Genomic DNA, 17,468 nt, shown 5'->3' on the forward strand with positions numbered 1-17,468 from the left:
CTCCCCGATCGAAAATGGTTTAGCAAAAGGCCCTCTTTTATGCTAGACACATAGTCATTTCCATCCGCGAATGGACTTTCCGGCCGATCCCGGCTTCAATCTTTTCATCCCCTTGTGCTGCACCTGGGCGGCGTCTCCGCGCAAACGCCCGGTTTCATCGACGCGGCGAAAACCGGGACCAGCCGTGAAGGGGGCGAAGAAACCGGGAATCGCCGCAAACCTTACCTGGTTTCCATCCGGAAACGAGGATTTTTCTTCACACCCTTCGGGTGCTCAGTCCCACCGCTTCGCGGCGGGTCCCGGTTTGGCCAATATCAAGGAAATCAAGCGTTTGCGCGGATGCGACCTGCAGGTCGCCCCACAAGCAAACGTGCAGATTGACGCCGAGATTGGCCAAAAAGACCCTTTCCGGATTGCAACTACCTATTGCAGGGGCAGAGCTCAGGAGAAAAACAATGGCTTCCGAAACAACCAACCTCGCATCCTTTTTCCACCCCCGCAACGTCGCCGTCATCGGCGCGTCGGCCGACCCGGCCAATCTCGGGCGGAACATCATCAAGAACCTGCTCAATTTCGGGTACCAGGGCGAGATCCTGCCGGTCAACATCCAGAAAGGAGTCCTTTTCGGCCAGCGCATCTACGGCTCGGTCGAGGAGGTGGACCACCCGGTCGACCTGGCGGTGATCCTCACACCGGCAAAGACCATCCCCGGCATCATGGAGGCCTGCGGGCGCAAGGGGGTCCGCCGGATCGTCATCGAATCGGGGGGATTCTCCGAGATGGGGGAGGAAGGACTGCCCCTGGAAGAGGCATGCCTCTCCGTCGCCCGCCGCTACGGCATCCGTTTCGTCGGCCCGAACGGGATCGGCGTCACCAATCTCCAGAACGGGCTGGTGCTCCCCTTCTGGCCGATGCGCGAGGATCTGAAGCTCGGCAAGGTCTCCATCCTGGCCCAGAGCGGCGGCGTCGGGTTGAGCTACCTCGGCTTCCTGGCGGAGGAAAACATCGGGCTGAACAAATTCGTCTCCATGGGAAACAAGCTGAATGTCGACGAGAACGACCTGCTCGAGGTCCTGATCGAGGACGAAGGGACCGAGATCATCCTGCTCTACCTGGAAGGGTTCAAAGACGGGCGCCGCTTCCTGGAGATCGCCTCCCGCTCCCCGAAGCCCATCCTCGTCCACAAATCCAACCGCTTTCAGGAAAGCGCCCGCATTGCCCACTCGCACACCGCCGCCCTCTTCGCGGATGACCTCCTGGTGGATCAGGCCCTGGAACAGGTCGGCTGCGTCCGAGTGAACACCATGGTGGACGCCGTCGATTACGTCAAGAGCCTGACCCTTCCGCCCCTCAGGGGAAACCGGCTGGCGGTCGTTTCCCGCTCCGGCGGGCACGCCGTCATCGCCGCCGATGCCTGCGCCCACTACGGCTTCGACCTGCCGCCTTTTCCGCGCGACTTCCTCGCCCGGATCGAAACGAGCTTCCGCGCCAAGGTCATCCGCCTCCAGAACCCGCTCGATCTGGGCGACCTGTTCGATCTGGCCGTCTATGAAAACATTGTCGAGGAGATGCTCAAACGGGGCGACGTGGACGGCCTCCTTCTCGTGCACGGCTACCGGCGCGGGCTGGACCACGAAGACAGCCGGAAGCTGGTCCGCCGGGTGGAGGAACTGATCGATACGTATCGGAAGCCCGTCGCAGTCGCCATCTTCACCGAGGCGGTGGAGGTGGATTTTCTGCGGCGGCACACCGGCGTCCCCATCTTCACCGCCCCCGAAAACGCCATGCGCGCCTTTTATCTTTCCCACCAGTGGGGCGTCCGCAAAAAGGCCGCCAAGGCGATCAGCCCCCTTGCGGAAATCCGCTCCAAGACGCCGCCTGCCTCCCTCCCCCCGACGTCAGGGCGCGCACACCTGCTCCTGAGCGAAGCCACAGCCTTTGTCAAGGCCTACGGCTTTCCGGTTCCGGAATACAGGCTGGCACGGTCCGCCGGCGAGGCCGCAACGGCCTGGCGGAGCATCGGCGGCCCGGTCGCCCTGAAGGTCAACCGCCCGCACATCTCGCACAAGACCGATGCGGGCGCGGTGATCCTGGGCATCGATTCGAGCGATGCCGCGGCAGAGGCCTTCGAGGACCTGGCCCGGAGGCTGGCCCCGGAGCCGCTGGAGGCCCTGATCCAGGCCATGGCGCCAGGCGGCCGCGAAGTGATTCTCGGAGGCAAGCAAGACGAGGTGTTCGGGCCTGTGGTCCTCTTCGGGCTGGGAGGCATCTTCGTCGAAGCGCTCGAGGACGTGGCCTGGCGCGCCGCACCCCTCGAACGAGCCGATGCCCGTGCCATGATGCAGCAAATCCGCGGCCGGAGGATCCTCGAGGGCATCCGCGGGGAGGAGCCGTGCGATTTCGAGGCGCTGGAAGACCTGCTCGTCCGGCTCTCGCGGATGCTCGTGGACCACCCCGGCATCTTCGAAATCGACATCAACCCCGTGCGGGTGGGGCGGAAGGGGCGCGGGGCGGCGGCACTCGATGCGCGGATTCTGCTTCGATCCGGCGGAGACCCCCGGGCGGACTGAGCCGAACCTGGGTCTCAGGGTTCGAAACGCTCCAGGACGATCGACGCGTTCTGTCCGCCGAAACCGAAGCTGTTGTTGAGGCATCGGGTGACGGCGCCTTGGACCGCCACAAGCGGCGTGTAGTTCAGATCGCACTCCGGATCCGGATGATCCAGGTTGATGGTGGGATGAATCCACCCCCGCTCGATCGTCAGCGCAATCGCGATGGCTTCAACCCCCCCGGCGGCGCCGATCATGTGGCCCGTGATCGATTTGGTGGAATTGATGGGGATTCGGTAGGCATGTTTTCCGAGGGCCTCTTTGATCGCGCGGGTCTCTGCGGGATCGTTCAGGGGCGTGGACGTCCCGTGGGCGTTGATGTAATCGATCTCCTCCGGCCTGCGTCCAGCCCTTTTCAATGCATCTTCCATCGCCTTGGCCTGCATGCGGGCGGTCGGTTCCGGCGCCGCGATGTGATAGGCATCCGAGGTCGCCCCGTACCCCGACATCTCGCAGTAGATGCGGGCGCCGCGCTCGAGCGCATGGCTTCGCTCCTCCAGGATGACGATCCCGGCCCCCTCTCCCATGACAAACCCGTCGCGATCCCTGTCAAAAGGTCTGGAGGCCTTCTCGGGTTCGTCGTTTCGGCGGCTCATGGCGTTCATGGCTGCAAACCCTCCGAAAACGAACGGCGTGATGCAGGCATCCACCCCTCCCGTCACCATCACGGTCTCCTCCCCAAGCAGGATCTGTTTGTAGGAGGCGATCATGGCGTGGTTCGAAGAGGCGCAGGCCGTCGAGACCGTCGAGGCGATGCCGTGGATCCCATACTTCATCGTAACCGTCACCGGCACGGAGCAGATCTGCACATGGGGTAGGCCGAAAGGGGAAATCCTTTTGGGGCCGTGGTATTTCAGAAAGCTCTTGTGCCACCGCTCGCACAGGTCCATGTTCTGCGCCCCGACTCCGAGGATGGCGCCGACCCGATGCGCTTCGACGCCTTTCAGCGTAAAATCGAACTCGCCCTTATCCCCCTCCCTGGGCAGGAGGGTGAAACCCGCGTCCTCGAGCGCCAGCCGCGCCCCGGCCAGGGCGAATTCGGAGGTGCGCCCCAGATAGCGGAAGCTCTTGGTACGTGGGATAAAATCCCCCAGATCGAAGGACGGGACGGGGCAGGCGATCTGTGAGTTGTACTGGTCCATCTCGCAGTCTTCGAAGACGATCCGGCGCGCCCCCGACTTTCCGGAGACCAACGCCTTCCAGAAGGCCTCCTTGCCGATGCCGACCGGCGTGATCGGCCCAAGGCCAGTGATGACGACTCGCTTGAAACCCATGTGTTTTCCTCGGAAAGAAACAAGGCAACCCGGCGCTACGCCCCGTCGGCCTGGCTCACCCGTTGGAAGGAAGAGCCGCCCGGGGTTCTCGCGGCAGGGAATCATTTCCCCGGGCAAGCCATGTTCCAGATCGATGCACGTTCCTCAGGTCTTTTTTCCCGCCAGACCGACGATCAAATCCACGGCTGCATCCATGGACACCCGACCCGTGTTGATGGTCAGGTCATACGAGAGCGGATCATCGTGCCGTTCCGGCTCCGCGTAGAAATTGAGGAAGCGGCTTCTGATATCGTCAGCCCTGCGCATGGCCTTTTCGGCATCTTCCTGCTTGAGACCATACTGGGTGACCAGAAAGTGGATGCGTGAAGGCACGTCCCCGACCAGGAGAATATGCACCGCTCCTGCGTGCTTCTCCAGAATGAACTGGCCGCCTCTTCCGACCAGCACCACGTCACCCTTCTCATAAAAATCGAGGATGGTCTCTTTGACCGCGTCGACATAACTCTTCTCGTCGACATAACCGTAGTTATCGGCGCAGAGTCTTTCAACATAGCTGGTCGAAACGATCTTGTCCAAAAACTTCATCAGTTTGTCAGTGCCACGCTTCTCGAAGGACTTGATCTGGTCGTGGGACACCTGCGCCTTGATCGCAATCTCCTTGATCATATCTTCGTGAACATACCGATATCCCAACTCCTTGGCCACCCGCTCCGCCAGGGTTCTTCCCCCTGCTCCGAACTGCCGCGAAATCGTCACAACCGCCATAGCCTCTCCCTCCTCATAAGTTTCCGTCCGGAAATGGTCTTTTCGGCCAATTTCGGCGTCAATCTGCACGTTTGCTTGTGCGGCGACCTGCAGGTCGCCTCCGCACAAACCCTTGCTTTTCTTATTACTGGCCAAACCGGGACCCGCTTCGAAGCGGTGGGATTGAGCATCCGAAGGGTGTGAGGAAAAATCCTCATTTCCGGCCTGGGAACTGTTTCGTTTTCAACGCGTAATTTCCGGATTGGAAACCCGGTTGTACCCAGGAAATCATTTCCGGATTGAAACCATCGGGTTTCAGGAGTGTAAACTGACCATCCAGCTTAGATCGTCTCCGAACAGACACCGCTCCAGCCAACGCCCCGACGGGCCGGCAAGCCGGATCTCAAGACATGCCAAACCTATTATCACATCCAAATGCCTTTTGTCAGATGAAAAAAGAAGCCGGGCAGACCCGCGGCCGCCTTTTGAAAGGGCGCCGGCATCAAGGCCCTTCATCGGCCGGGAAGATGTTTCCGGGCGCGAGGATCCCCTTCGGGTCGAAGCTGCGCTTGAGCGCCTTCATGGCGGTGATGACGGCAGGAGGATATTGGAGCGCGAGGTGCTCCCGTTTCATCTTTCCGACCCCATGCTCCCCGGTGATGGTCCCGCCCAGCGCGACCGCCCTGCGCGCCATCAGCAGGTCCACCTCCTCGGCCGTTCGCTTCTCCTCCGGATCGCGGGCGATGAAATTGAAGTGCGGATGGCCCTCGCCGATGTGTGCAAAGCGCACCACCGGCATCGATCCGAGGCGGGCCCGGACCTCTTCGAAACAGGCGAACAGCTCCGGGAGACGCCGATACGGAACGGCCCAATCCGTCGAAATCTTGCAGCCGCCTGTGCGGACCGCCTGGATGCTGAGCGCATTCATGCTCTCCGGCACGAAATGGCGCAATTTCATGACGTGGTCCTTCTGCGCATCCGTCAAGGCGATCCGGGTGTCGCCGGCCAGCGGCGTGTGCTGTTCGATCAGACGGGACCAGGCCTCCAGCCGGGCCTCGTAGCCCTCCTCCGCTCCGTATTCCTGTTCGAAGTAGACGATTGCACGGGCGGATGGCGGGATGCTGAGGCCCTCGGCCCTGCCCCGGATGATCTCCAGGCAGCCTTCGTCCAGGAACTCCAGGCTCCGTGGATCGCAGGCCGGATCCTCCCGTGCGCTGATGACGAAGTCGAGCGCGCGGCTCATGTCGGGGAAAAAGACCAGTACGAGCATGAAGGCCTCGGGCAGTTCGGTCAGGGCGACCTCGATCCGGGTCACGACCCCGAGCGTACCCTCCGATCCGACAAAGAGGCGCGCCGGATCGTAAAACGCGCCGTAACCGGCGCAGATCTTGCCGCCCTCGGCGGTGCGCGCCGTGATCACACGCCCCGATCCGTCCACAACCTGCAGCGCCCTGACCCATTCGATCGTGGCCCCGTATTTGAGGGAACGGGAGCCCGATGCGTTGGTGGCCACGTTTCCGCCCAGAGTGCACTCGGCCGCGCTGGTCGGATCCGGTGGATAGAAAAGACCTTCCGCGGCGGCCGCCGCCTTGAACTCGGCCAGGACCACCCCCGGTTCGACCAGGGCGCGCCGCCGGACTCGATCGATATCCAGGATCCGGTTGAACCGCTCGAGCGACAGGGCGACGCCCCCCGGCGCCATCGAGGCCCCGGTGAGCGAGGAGCGCAGACCCTGGCAGGTGACGGACCCTCCCCTGTCCGAGATCATCCGCAGGCATTCCTGGATGTCGGCGGTGTCTTCCGGCCTGAAAAGCGCCTCGAAACCGCCCTGCATCCCCAGGGCATCGTGGCGGTAACCCTCGACGATGTCGGGGTCGGTCACCCACTTGCCTGACTGTACGAAGGATTCCAACCGGAAGGACCGCCGCTCAGGAGAGATACGGCGCCCACTGGCGGGCCGTATCGGCGACATAACCGGGGGGGACCTTTTTCATGATCTGGTTGTGCCCGGGCAGCAGCACATCGACCTCGAGTTCCGCCAGCCGCAGCAGCGACTCCCTGAGCTGCGGCCCGCTCGCGCCGTGAAGATCGAAGCGGCCGATGGCATAATCGGCGTACACGACGTCTCCGGAGATCAGGATCCTGCCGGAGCGGTTGTAGAGTCCGATGGAGCCGGCCGAATGCCCCGGGATGTGCAGGATCTCCCAATCCATCCCCCCGAGTTCGACCACCTCCCCGTCCTCGAGTTTGCGGTCCACTGTGAAGGTGAGGGCCTTCGGCGTCAGACCGTATTGCATCTCGCACATGTTCCGGAACATATCCATCCCGTAGACGGTCCTGGGGTCCCCCTGCTCCAGGGGTTCGGCCTCCGCCCGGTGGATCCACAATTCGACCTCCCCCAGGGCGTCGAGCAGCTCGCGCAGACAACCGATGTGATCGAGATGGGTATGGGTCAGAATGATCCGCTTCACCTTGGCCGGATCCAAACCCAGCCGCCGGATCGCATCCAGCTTGTAGGCCCCTTTTCCGACCAGGCCGGCATCGACCAGCGTCAGGTCTTCGGCGTCCGGCCCGCCGATGACGTACATATGAGCGTCCGGGATCATCTCGTCCCGCCCCGGTATGAAATAGACTCCCTCGCACACTGCTTTCATCCTCTTCTCCTTGTCGTGGATTTCAACCCACCATACCCTATTGCCGGGCGCGGTTCAAGCAGGAGAACCTGCGGCGCCCCTCACCCCTCGATCGGCCGAATCATCAAATAGGCGTTCTGCCCCTCGGGGTAAAAGCTTTCCTTCAGCCCCAGCGGCACGAGGCCGAAGGATTTGAACAGCTTCAAGGCCGGCAAATTTCCTTCGGCGGTGTGCAGCACCACGCTCCGGGCGCCCCCTGTCCGCGCCTTCTTCAAGGCCTCGGACAAAAGCCTGCGTCCGACCCCCATGCCCTGGAACCGGGGCTCCACCGCGATCGCCAGGATCTCCACGGTGCAATGGAACCGGCCGTTCCCATCGACCGGACCCATCATGACAAAACCGGCCCGGGAGCGGCCCAGCACAGCCACGAGCGTCATGCCGAACCGATGTCTGAACCACTCTGAGAGGATCTCTCCGTAGGTCCCCCCATACCGCGTGAATACGCGGCGGCTCAAGGCCTCGATGAAGGAGGCGTCCGACTCCAGGGAGGAACGGACGAAGGGCGCGGCGGACTTCCGCCCGGCCCCGGGGCCCCGGCCCGGCGCAGACGGAAAAGCCCTTCCGCCGGCCCCGGCCATCCGCCTGGTCAGACGGCTGCGCCGCAGCCGCTCCAAGCGTTTCGTCTCGCCGTATTTTCCGAAGCGTCCCCTGCGACTCACCGCCCGCAACGCCCCTTCACCGCCCCCCGGTATCCTTCAGGCGGTCCGTTTCCAATCCGGAAATGGTCCTTTTGGCCAATCTCGGCGTCAATCTGCACGTTTGCTTGTGCGGCGACCTGCAGGTCGCCTCCGCGCAAACGCTTGATCTCCTTGATATTGGCCAAAAATCCTCATTTCCGGATTGGAAACCGGTTCTACCGGGAAATCATTTCCGGATGGGAACCAGCTCGATTTTCTGAATCTTTCACGAATCCGCTTTCATCCGGCGAAGGTCTTTCGCCGGCCGGCTGCGCCGCTCAGCCCCCTTCATGGCGGATCCGCCGCCCGGTCCCGACGTCAATCTGCACGTTTGCTTGTGCGGCGACCTGCAGGTCGCCACGGCGCGAGGGTGCCATTCCCCTGAAATCAGCAAAAAAATCATCCTGTCCGGATTGGAAACTTGCGCGCCATGCGCAAGCGTTATAGAATCAAACCATCCGACACACGATCAAGGCCGGGAGACCGTCTCATTCAGGCTGGAAGGCGGGTCTCCGCCGCCCCGTCAGCAGCAGGTAAGACTCCATTGGAAAACGAAATCGTCAATCTCACCGAACTCGGACGAAGGCTGGGCCACCGGTTCAAGAGGAAAGAACTCCTGTTCCAGGCCCTTTGCCACGCCTCTTACATCAACGAGCAGGCCTCTTCGGATCTGGCGGACAACGAGCGCCTCGAGTTCCTGGGCGACGCCGTTCTCGACCTCGCCATCAGCGACCTCCTGATGCAGCGTTTTCAGGAGGCGACAGAAGGGGACCTGTCCAAATACCGGGCCATGATCGTCGACGAGTCAGGGCTGTTTGAAATCGCTCAACGGCTCGGACTCGGCGACTATATCCTCCTCGGCAAAGGGGAGGCCCAGAGCGACGGGCGCGCCAAACCTTCCATCCTCGCCAACACCGTCGAGGCGATCGTGGGCGCCGTTTTTCTCGACGCGGGCTTCCAAAAGGCCAGAAAGGTGATCGACACTCTCTTCGCGCCCCTGATCGAAAAGGTTCAAAGCCGGGACCGGGTCCACGATTACAAAAGCCTTCTGCAGGAATACACCCAGAAGGCCTTCCGCTCGCTTCCCCAGTACAGTCTCATCGAGGAGACCGGCCCCCCGCACGACAAGACCTTCAAAATCGCTTTATGGCTGAGCGGCACCATGTTAGCCGAGGGGTGCGGCAAAAGCAAGAAAGAGGCGGAGCAGCAAGCCGCCAGGGAGGCCTTCCGGTGTCTCGATCCGGTCTGACGCCATTTATCGTCCCCGTTTTTCTGCCGCATCAAGGCTGTCCGCACCGCTGCATCTTCTGCGACCAGCACCGCATCACCGGCCATGACGAACACCCCCTGCGGGGCGCGGAGATCGGCCGGATCCTGGAACAGGCGCTTGGCTCGCGGCTCCCCGCCGGGGCGGAGGTCGCCTTTTACGGCGGGACTTTTACGCGGCTGCCGATCGAGCGTATGGAGGAACTCCTGTCGGCGGTCCAACCTTTCAGGGAAAAAGGCGCCGTCGTCCGCATCCGCGTCTCGACCCGCCCCGACGCCCTGGATCCCGTGCGGCTGGAAACACTGCGCCGCTTCGGGGTCACGACCGTCGAACTCGGCGCCCAGTCGATGGAGCCGGAGGTCCTCCGTCTCGCCGGCAGAGGACACGGCCCGGAAGCCACCCGCGACGCGGTCGCCGCTCTGCGCGGCATGGGGTTCAAGGTGGGGATCCAGCTGATGCCGGGCCTCCCCGGGGACACCGCAGATGCCTTCCAATCCACCGTCCAGGCCGTCATCGAGCTTCATCCCGACATGGCCCGGCTCTACCCTGCGATCGTGATCGAAGGCACCGCCATGGCGGAATGGTACAAGGCGGGGCGCTACCGCCCCCTGTCCGTGGAAGAGGCCGCAACCCGGTGCGCCGAGGCCTGCCGGCGCCTCGAAGAAAGCGGCATTCCCGTCATCCGGATCGGTCTGCTGCCCTCGCCGGCTCTCCGCGAATCGGGGCGTATCCTGGCCGGCCCCTGGCACCCTTCCTTCGGCTCCCTGGTGAGGGCCGCGGTCTATCGCGCAACCCTTCGAAACCAGCTCCCCCAGGTCCCTCGGGGCCGCACCATCCAGCTCATGGCCCCGCAAAAGGACATCCCGCTCCTTCGCGGACACCGGAATCAGGGCCTTGCCTGGTTCGAGGCGACGACCGGCAGCCGGGTCGCGGCCGTCCTCCCGGACGAAAGCCTTCCGCCAGGGCGCATCCGGGTGGTCGAGGCATGAGCTTCCTCTCGGGATTCGTCGCCATCGCCGGCCCGCCGAACGTCGGGAAGTCCACCCTCCTGAACCGCATCCTCGGCCGGAAGGTTTCCATCGTCTCCCCCAAACCCCAGACCACCCGGAACCGGATCACAGCCGTCTTGAACGGCGAGGATTTTCAGGTCGTTTTCATCGACACGCCCGGCATCCACAAAACGAAGACCGCCCTGCACCGCAGCATGGTGGAATCGTCCATGGCGGCCCTTCAGGAGGTCGACCTGGTGCTCCTCTTGATCGACGCGGGCCGGCCCAACGACCCCGAGATCCCGCCGATCATCCGCCGGCTGCATGCCTCCCGCAAACCGGCGATCCTCGTCATCAACAAGATGGACCTGGGGCCTCCGGAGCGCACCCTTCCCGTCATCGAACAGTTCCGTTCGGCCTACCCTTTCGAGGCCTTTCTCCCGGTCTCGGCCCTGCGGGGGGACGGGGTGGAAGCGCTCCTCGGGCAGATCAAGACCCATTTGGAGCCGGGGCCCCAGTTCTTTCCTCCGGACATCTCGACCGACCAGACCGAGGCCTTTTTCATCGCCGAGATCATCAGGGAAAAGATCTTTCTGCGCACGCGCGGAGACATCCCTTACGCCTGCGCGGTGACCGTCGACCGGATCGAGGAGAGGGCGAGCGGGGATCTTCTGGAGATCGACGCCCGGATTCATGTCGAAACCGAAAACCAGAAGGGCATCCTGATCGGCAGGCAGGGAAAAATGATTCAGTCGATCGGGCGCGCAGCGAGGCTGGAACTGGAGAAGCGCTTCGGGATCCGGGTCTTCCTCTCCCTCAGCGTACGGGTGGAGAAGAACTGGAACAAGGACACTCGGGCCCTCCGGCGGCTGGGGTACTGAGGATGCCCGCGTCCTCGAGGAGCTTGACGACGCTCAAGGCCGCCTCCTCCGAAGTCTGCCGGTCCGAACGAACCACCAGTTCGGGGGCCTCCGGCGCTTCGTAGGGCGACGAGATCCCGGTGAAATTCCGTATCTTCCCTTCCCTGGCCTTGACGTAGATCCCTTTCGGGTCGCGCGCGGCGCAGACCTCCAGCGGACAGTCGACGAAGACCTCGAAAAACCGGCCCGGCTCGACCAGCGCCCGCACCCGATCCCGATCCGACCGGAACGGTGAGATGAAGGCGGTTATGGCGATGATCCCCGCATCTACGAAGAGCCGCACCATTTCGCCGATGCGACGGATGTTCTCACTCCGATCGTCCCCGGAAAAACCGAGATCGGCGCACAGGCCGTGGCGGACGTTGTCCCCGTCGAAAACATAGGTCGAACACCCCATGCGGTGCAGGACATGTTCGAGGCGATGCGCAATCGTCGACTTGCCCGAGGCTGAAAGCCCCGTGAACCAGACCACCGCACCGCGGTGCCGATGCAGCCGCTCCCGATCTTCCCGGCTGACCAGTCCTTTGAACCAGGTGACATTGTTCTTCTCGGCGATCGTGCCTTCTCCCATGCTTTTTGCAAACCTCCACGAATCAAAATCGGAACGGCCTATTGATAAATGAATTCCCCTTTTCCAGCAAGGTGAAAAAGGGGCGGACCGGGTCTGATCCCGTCCTCGGATCGTTTTTTATCTTGACACCCAACCCATACATCCCGCATACTTTCACTAAAAAGTTCCCTTTATCAATGGTTTAAGTCAACATTTCTTTCGACTTCCTGAAATGCCCCCCGTATCCCGGCCCGCAGGGTGCGGCATCCGCTGGATCCCGGGCGGCTTCACCGATACCCGCCCTTTTTGCCAAGGGCTTTCCAAAGTCGCTGAGACCATCCGCCCCGGAAAGCCGCCGGGCCTATTTCGCAAGTTTTTGCAATCGAAGCAATCCATTCGGAACCACCATCCCGGTTGAAGGATGTTTTAGTCGCTGGTGTAAAAGGCCTTTCGATCAACCCCAACCGTTCTTGTTTTTTGTTTTCTTTTTTATTCTCTGGTGCAAAAGGCCGCGGGCCCCCATGAATCATTGCAGAGGCAGGTTCGTGTCCCATCCGGAAAGGGGCCTTTTGGCCAATCTCGGCGTCAATCTGCACGTTTGCTTGATATTGGCCAAAAATCCTCATTTCCGGTTGGCAAACCGGGTTCTACCGGGAAATCATTTCGTGATGTAAACTACTTGATTTCCTTGATATTGGCCAAACCGGGACCCGCCGCGAAGCGGTGGGACTGAGCACTTGAAGGGTGTGAAGAAAAATCCTCATTTCCGGATGGAAGCGAAATCTTTTTCAGGCCGCAGATCCGTGCGGAGACATGCCGGCAAAACCCTTGCCCGATCGAAAGGAGACAGGATTCTTATGGCCATCGTGGAAAAAAAGGTTGCCTGCCCATTCTGCCGCAAACCCTTTCGGGCGGCCCCCGGGATCAGTCCGCTCGGCTTTCAGAAATACGCCTGCCCGAATTGCGGTCGAACCATCCTTCACCCCCTTTTCCGGCGGCGTTATTATTGGATGGCGCTGGCCGTTCTGGGGGCGGCGGCCCTTTTCTCTCTCGCCGGCTACAGCGCGCAGCCCTGGGGCGACAAGCTCCTCGCTGCGGCGGTCCTCAGCACGATCTATGTCATGGAGCGCGTGTCCTATCTCCTCTTTCCGCTCGCCGCCTGGGCTGTCCTGCGTCTCTTCGGCATATCCTACCCATGGGCGCTTTCGGCGGCCCGGACCGTCCTGCGGTACACCGGCATGGCGGCGCTTGCAGGCATCTTCATCGCCATCCTGGGGGGGGTCGCCAGCCTCGTCTGGCGGGGAATCATCCTGGAACCGTTTCTCGCGTCGATCATTCTTTCCTTCGGCTTTCTGGCTGTCCTGATGCGGGATCGAGCGATCCGGACGCGCCTGCAGAAGACCTGAACCTAGAAACATCGAACCGGTACAGACGGGCCGAGGGCCTTCACTCTTGTGTAGACCGACCAGAAAGGGAGAGTCTCGATGTTGCGCCTGCGGATATTTCAGGCGGCGGAATGAACGTAGCCTTCGTGATCGAACGGTTTACGGCCGGTTCGACCGGCAGGGGTAAGACTGGCATCGCGGCCCGGCAACGCCGGCCTCGAGCGGATGGACGTGCACGTATTGAGGGGGAGAGATGAAGGATACCCAATCCGCCGGAATGATCTATGATTTTCTGAAAACCGTTCCACCGTTCCATCTCCTGCCCGACGCGGAGATTCGGGACCTCTCGCGCACCTTAACCCTGGAGCACTTTCATCCTGATCAAGTGATCCTCAGCCCCGGCTCCCCCCCGAACCAATTCCTGTACCTGATCCGCTCCGGCGAGGTCCGGCTCATCCCTTTCGGGGGTCGGAAGGAAAGCGCCGGGCCTGTGGTCGACATGCGCGGAGAAGGGGAGTTTTTCGGCTTTTTCAGCCTCCTCGGCAACCGGCCGAGTCCTTTCACCATCGTCGCCGAACGGGACACCATTTGCTTTCTCCTCGGCAAGGCCAGCTTCCTCCGGCTCCTCGACACCTATCCCGATGTCCTCCTGTACTTCACCATGGGCCCCAGCAAGGGCTTCAAGGCCCCCGTCCCGGGAAGGCCGGCGGAAGGGAGTGCCGCAGCGCCTTCCGGGCCGGAGCCGGACATCCTCTTTTTTTCCGCCCGCGTGCGGGACATCATGCATCCCCACGTGGCGGTCTGCCCGGACAACGAATCCGTCGTGGCGGCCGCCCGCCTCATGACCACGCGCGGGGTCGGGTCCCTGGTCGTCGTCGACCCGGCGCAGAAGCCCATCGGGATCCTGACGGACGGGGACCTCCGACGCAAGGTGATCGCCTCGGGGGAGCTGAAGGATGTCCCCGTCAAAGGGGTCATGAGCCATCCCCTCTCGGCGGTGCCGCCCGACGCCTTTCTCTTCGATGCCATCCTCCTCATGATCCGCAAACGCATCAAGTACCTGCCCGTCCTCCAGGGACAGGACCTGGCGGGAATCCTCTCCGAGCGGGACCTCATGATCTCGCAGGGCAACAACCCCGTCGCGATCATCCGCCGCATCCAGCAGGCGCCGGACCTCGAGGAGCTCGTTCTCATCCGCAAGGAAATCACCCACACCCTGAAGGTGATGCTCGAGCGCGGCGGGCAGGCGCGGGAGATCTGCCAGCTCATCACCCAACTGAACGACCACCTCACGGTCCGGATCATCGAACTGGCCGCGGGGGACCTCGACCGGGAGGGTCGGAAGGCCCCCCCGCTGCCTTTCGTCTGGGTGTCCCTCGGAAGCGAAGGGCGCCAGGAGCAGACCCTCTCGACCGACCAGGACAACGCCCTGATCTTCGGCGATTCCGACCCCGGCTCGGAGGCGGACGCAAAGGCCTATTTTCTGGTCCTGGCCGAGCGGGTGGTCTCCGGCCTCGAACGCTGCGGCTTCCCGCGCTGCAACGGAGACATGATGGCCTCGAACCCGCAGTGGTGCCAGCCGCTCAGGGTCTGGAAGGACTATTACCAGAAGTGGATCTTTCAGCGGGACCTCTCGGCCCAGGACATCCTGATCTCGTCCATCTTTTTCGATTTCCGGGCCATCTACGGACCGGAGAGCCTTCTGAACGATCTGATCGCCTCCATCAAGGCAGCCATCCCCGAGAGCAAGGTCTTCCTGCCTCACATGGCCCTGCGCTCCCTGGAGCTGCGGACGCCGTTGAGCTTCTTCAACCGGCTCGTGGTGGAACGGTCCGGACAGTACAAGAACCGCCTCAACATCAAACGCCACGGCCTGATGCCGCTGATCGACGCCGTCCGCATCCTGTCCCTCGAACAGGGGATCTTCCGGACCAACACGCTCGACCGCATTGCGGCCCTGATGGAAAGGGACATCTTCGCCCCGGGGGATGGGAACAACCTGCGGGAGGCCTTCAACCTCATGATGCTCCTGCGGCTGCAGCACAACCTCGAACAACTGAACCAGGGCGAGCAGCTCGACAACTACATCGAACCTTCGGAACTGAGCACAATCCAGCGGTCCAATCTGAAAATGGCCTTCAAGGCCATCGACCGCCTGCAGAGCCAGATCGAGATCCGCTACGGCCTGACGACCCTCAGGAAACGGTGAAAACCCCTTCAGGAGCCGACGCATCCAGGACTCGCGGCATGGAAACGCCTTACTGGGCCGATGACTACCGCAGCAAGCTCACCTCTCCCGAGGAGGCCCTTCGCGCCATCCGGCACGGTCAGAGGGTCTTCATCGGGTCCTCCTGCGGCGAGCCCCAGTGCCTGGTCCGCGAACTGGCCAGCAAGGCCCACCTCTTCGGGGACATCGAGATCGTGCGTCTCCTCAGCATGGAGAGTTCGCCGCTCACCCGGATCGCCGCCAGAAGCGGCGGCGACTGCTTCAACATGCGCTCCTTCTATCTCGGATCGGGGAAGACCCGGACCCTCGAGCGCAACCGCCGCTTCATCACCCCGATCAACCTCTCGGCGGTGCCGCGCCTCCTCCGAAGCCGGCAGATCCCGATCCATGCCGCCCTGATCCAGGTCTCTCCGCCGGATGACTTCGGCTGGATGAGCCTCGGCATCTCGGTCGACATCACACTAGCGGCGGCCGAGGCAGCCTCCCTGGTCATCGCCCAGGTCAACCCCAGGATGCCGCGTGTCCTGGGCCACAGCTTCATCCATGTCAACCGGGTCGACCGGATTGTCGAATGCGAGGAGGATCTCCTGACCATCGCCGACCCGCCGGGCCTCGAAGCCGCCAGACAGATCGCCGGGCACACGGTCAAGCTCATCGAAAACGGAGCCACCATCCACATCGGCCTCGGCGCCGCCCCCCAGGCGACCCTCGCGGCCCTTACCGACCGGAAGGACCTCGGGGTCCACAGCCGTTTCCTGACCGACGGCATGATGAAGCTGGTCGGCCTGGGGGTGATCACCAACCGGCGCAAGGGATACAACAACGGCAAACTCGTGGCGAGCGCCGCCATCGGCTCCAAAGACCTTTACGCCTTCATCAACGACAACCCGTGCATCGAGTTCCGCCCGTCCGACTACGTGAACCGGCCGTCGATCATCGCGCGGCACAACCGGATGGTGGCCCTCAACGTGGCCACCGCCATGGACCTCACCGGCCAGGTTGCGGTCGACGCCATGCCATACAACAATCTCTCCGGCGTGACCGATATCATGGATTTCATCCGGGGGGCGGCGGAGGCCCCCGAGGGGAAATCCATCCTGATGCTGCCGTCGACCACCCTCGACGGAAAGCAGAGTCGGATCGTCCCCACGCTGGACGACACGGCTGTCGTCGTGCCGCGCGGCGACGTCCAGTACGTGGTGACGGAATACGGGATCGTCAATCTGTTCGGAAAAAGCCTCCAGGAGCGGGCGGTGGCCGTCATCAGCATCGCGCACCCGGATTTCCGCGAGGACCTCTTCTATCAGGCCCGGCAAAAGGGCCTGCTCGCTCCCGAGCAGACCCTGAGCGCCTCCATCTTCGGGGTCTACCCTGTAAAGCTGGAAGAGGCCCACGACATCGCGGGCGAACGCGTCCTGATCCGGCCCACCAAGCCCTCCGATGAGCGGCTGATCCAGGAGCATTTCTACAACATGGACAAGGAGGACCTCGTCTTCCGCTTCATGCACGAAAAGCCGCTCTTTCCCCGGCGCGACGTGGCCGAGATGTACCACATCGACTACATCAAGAACCTGACCCTCCTGGCGGTGACGGGCGAAATGGGATTCGAGACCGTCATCGCCATCGGCGGCTCGTTCTTCCACCCGGCCCGCAATGAAGCCGAGGTCGCCTTTTCGGTCCTCAAGGACTGGCAGGGGAAGGGGATCGGCACCATCCTCATCCGAAAACTGGCCGAAGCCGCCCGCGAAAGCGGTATCGCCGGCCTAAGCGCGTACACGATGCCCCAGAACCAGAAGATGATCAAGCTGTTCCACTCACTGCCCTACAAGGTCCACACCTTTTTCGAGGAAGGAACGCTGTGCCTCACCTGCCGGTTCGACGAACCGGCGGAGGGATGAGATCGAAGGTCCGCCGAGGCGGACCCCGGATCCCGGGCCTGCGGAAGGGAGTACCGACATGCAGAACAAAGAGCTGTGGCCGTTCATCTTCTTCCTGGGCATCCTCGTTTTCAACTGGCCGCTGGCCGCGCTGGTCCGAGTGCCTCTGCCCTATTATCTCTACACGCTTTGGGCGCTCTTCATCCTGATCGTCGGGATCCTCGTCAACCGAACGAACGGCAGGGGGAAGGTCTGA

Annotated in this window: 15 protein-coding genes; 8 read left to right on the forward strand and 7 right to left on the reverse strand. The window is 62.5% G+C overall.

Translation table 11 applies throughout. The features are described from left to right. The first annotated feature begins 455 nt into the window (after positions 1–455). Complete coding sequence (locus H567_RS0111380) at positions 456–2,570, forward strand: acetate--CoA ligase family protein (protein WP_028321497.1); 2,115 nt, start codon at positions 456–458, stop codon at positions 2,568–2,570. 14 nt (positions 2,571–2,584) lie between these two features. Here the strand turns inward: H567_RS0111380 and H567_RS0111385 are convergent, their stop codons facing one another. The 6 genes from H567_RS0111385 to H567_RS28540 form a co-directional block, all read right to left on the reverse strand. Beyond that, a complete protein-coding gene (locus H567_RS0111385) occupies positions 2,585–3,883 on the reverse strand; it encodes a beta-ketoacyl-[acyl-carrier-protein] synthase family protein (protein ID WP_028321498.1) in 1,299 nt (432 codons plus the stop codon). A gap of 144 nt (positions 3,884–4,027) precedes the next feature. After that, positions 4,028–4,648, reverse strand: a complete 621-nt coding sequence (locus H567_RS0111390; RefSeq protein ID WP_028321499.1) for a cytidylate kinase-like family protein — start codon at positions 4,646–4,648, stop codon at positions 4,028–4,030. Between the two features lie 481 nt (positions 4,649–5,129). After that, positions 5,130–6,539, reverse strand: coding sequence for an FAD-binding oxidoreductase (locus tag H567_RS0111400; RefSeq protein ID WP_028321500.1), 1,410 nt, complete (start codon positions 6,537–6,539; stop codon positions 5,130–5,132). A gap of 16 nt (positions 6,540–6,555) precedes the next feature. Then, on the reverse strand, positions 6,556–7,281 hold the full coding sequence (locus tag H567_RS0111405) for an MBL fold metallo-hydrolase (protein WP_028321501.1): 726 nt from the start codon (positions 7,279–7,281) through the stop codon (positions 6,556–6,558). An 80-nt stretch (positions 7,282–7,361) separates the two neighbouring features. Then, the gene (locus H567_RS27190; RefSeq protein ID WP_153306152.1) at positions 7,362–7,979 is read right to left on the reverse strand and encodes a GNAT family N-acetyltransferase; all 618 of its coding nucleotides are present in this window, start codon (positions 7,977–7,979) and stop codon (positions 7,362–7,364) included. Then, a complete protein-coding gene (locus H567_RS28540) occupies positions 7,976–8,143 on the reverse strand; it encodes a hypothetical protein (protein WP_153306153.1) in 168 nt (55 codons plus the stop codon). The genes H567_RS27190 and H567_RS28540 overlap by 4 nt, the downstream gene beginning before the upstream one ends. Before the next feature lie 398 nt (positions 8,144–8,541). On the opposite strand from H567_RS28540, the gene rnc reads away from it, so the two are divergent. Genes rnc through era form a run of 3 tightly spaced genes read left to right on the forward strand, consistent with a single transcriptional unit; the run spans position 8,542 to position 11,134 of the window. Then, positions 8,542–9,246, forward strand: a complete 705-nt coding sequence (rnc, locus tag H567_RS0111420) for a ribonuclease III (RefSeq protein WP_028321502.1) — start codon at positions 8,542–8,544, stop codon at positions 9,244–9,246. Continuing rightward, positions 9,228–10,253, forward strand: coding sequence for an elongator complex protein 3 (locus tag H567_RS24500; protein WP_051184756.1), 1,026 nt, complete (start codon positions 9,228–9,230; stop codon positions 10,251–10,253). Before rnc ends, H567_RS24500 begins: the two co-directional genes overlap by 19 nt. Continuing rightward, positions 10,250–11,134: a GTPase Era gene (gene era, locus H567_RS0111430; RefSeq protein WP_028321503.1), complete on the forward strand. Its 885-nt coding sequence runs from the start codon at positions 10,250–10,252 to the stop codon at positions 11,132–11,134. The genes H567_RS24500 and era overlap by 4 nt, the downstream gene beginning before the upstream one ends. Here the strand turns inward: era and cysC are convergent. Further along, the gene (cysC, locus tag H567_RS24505; protein WP_051184757.1) at positions 11,070–11,744 is read right to left on the reverse strand and encodes an adenylyl-sulfate kinase; all 675 of its coding nucleotides are present in this window, start codon (positions 11,742–11,744) and stop codon (positions 11,070–11,072) included. The two genes, era and cysC, sit on opposite strands and share 65 nt — an antisense overlap. 836 nt (positions 11,745–12,580) lie before the next feature. Here cysC and H567_RS0111445 point away from each other — a divergent pair. From H567_RS0111445 to H567_RS28545, 4 genes are all read left to right on the forward strand, one after another. Continuing rightward, entirely contained in the window at positions 12,581–13,129 is a 549-nt protein-coding gene (locus tag H567_RS0111445) for a hypothetical protein (RefSeq protein WP_153306154.1), read from the forward strand. Between the two features lie 232 nt (positions 13,130–13,361). Continuing rightward, the gene (locus H567_RS0111450; protein ID WP_028321506.1) at positions 13,362–15,317 is read left to right on the forward strand and encodes a DUF294 nucleotidyltransferase-like domain-containing protein; all 1,956 of its coding nucleotides are present in this window, start codon (positions 13,362–13,364) and stop codon (positions 15,315–15,317) included. Between the two features lie 38 nt (positions 15,318–15,355). Beyond that, a complete protein-coding gene (locus H567_RS0111455) occupies positions 15,356–17,233 on the forward strand; it encodes a bifunctional acetyl-CoA hydrolase/transferase family protein/GNAT family N-acetyltransferase (protein ID WP_028321507.1) in 1,878 nt (625 codons plus the stop codon). Between the two features lie 58 nt (positions 17,234–17,291). Continuing rightward, a complete protein-coding gene (locus tag H567_RS28545) occupies positions 17,292–17,468 on the forward strand; it encodes a hypothetical protein (protein ID WP_153306155.1) in 177 nt (58 codons plus the stop codon).

Source organism: Desulfatiglans anilini DSM 4660, assembly GCF_000422285.1.
GTDB lineage: Bacteria > Desulfobacterota > DSM-4660 > Desulfatiglandales > Desulfatiglandaceae > Desulfatiglans > Desulfatiglans anilini.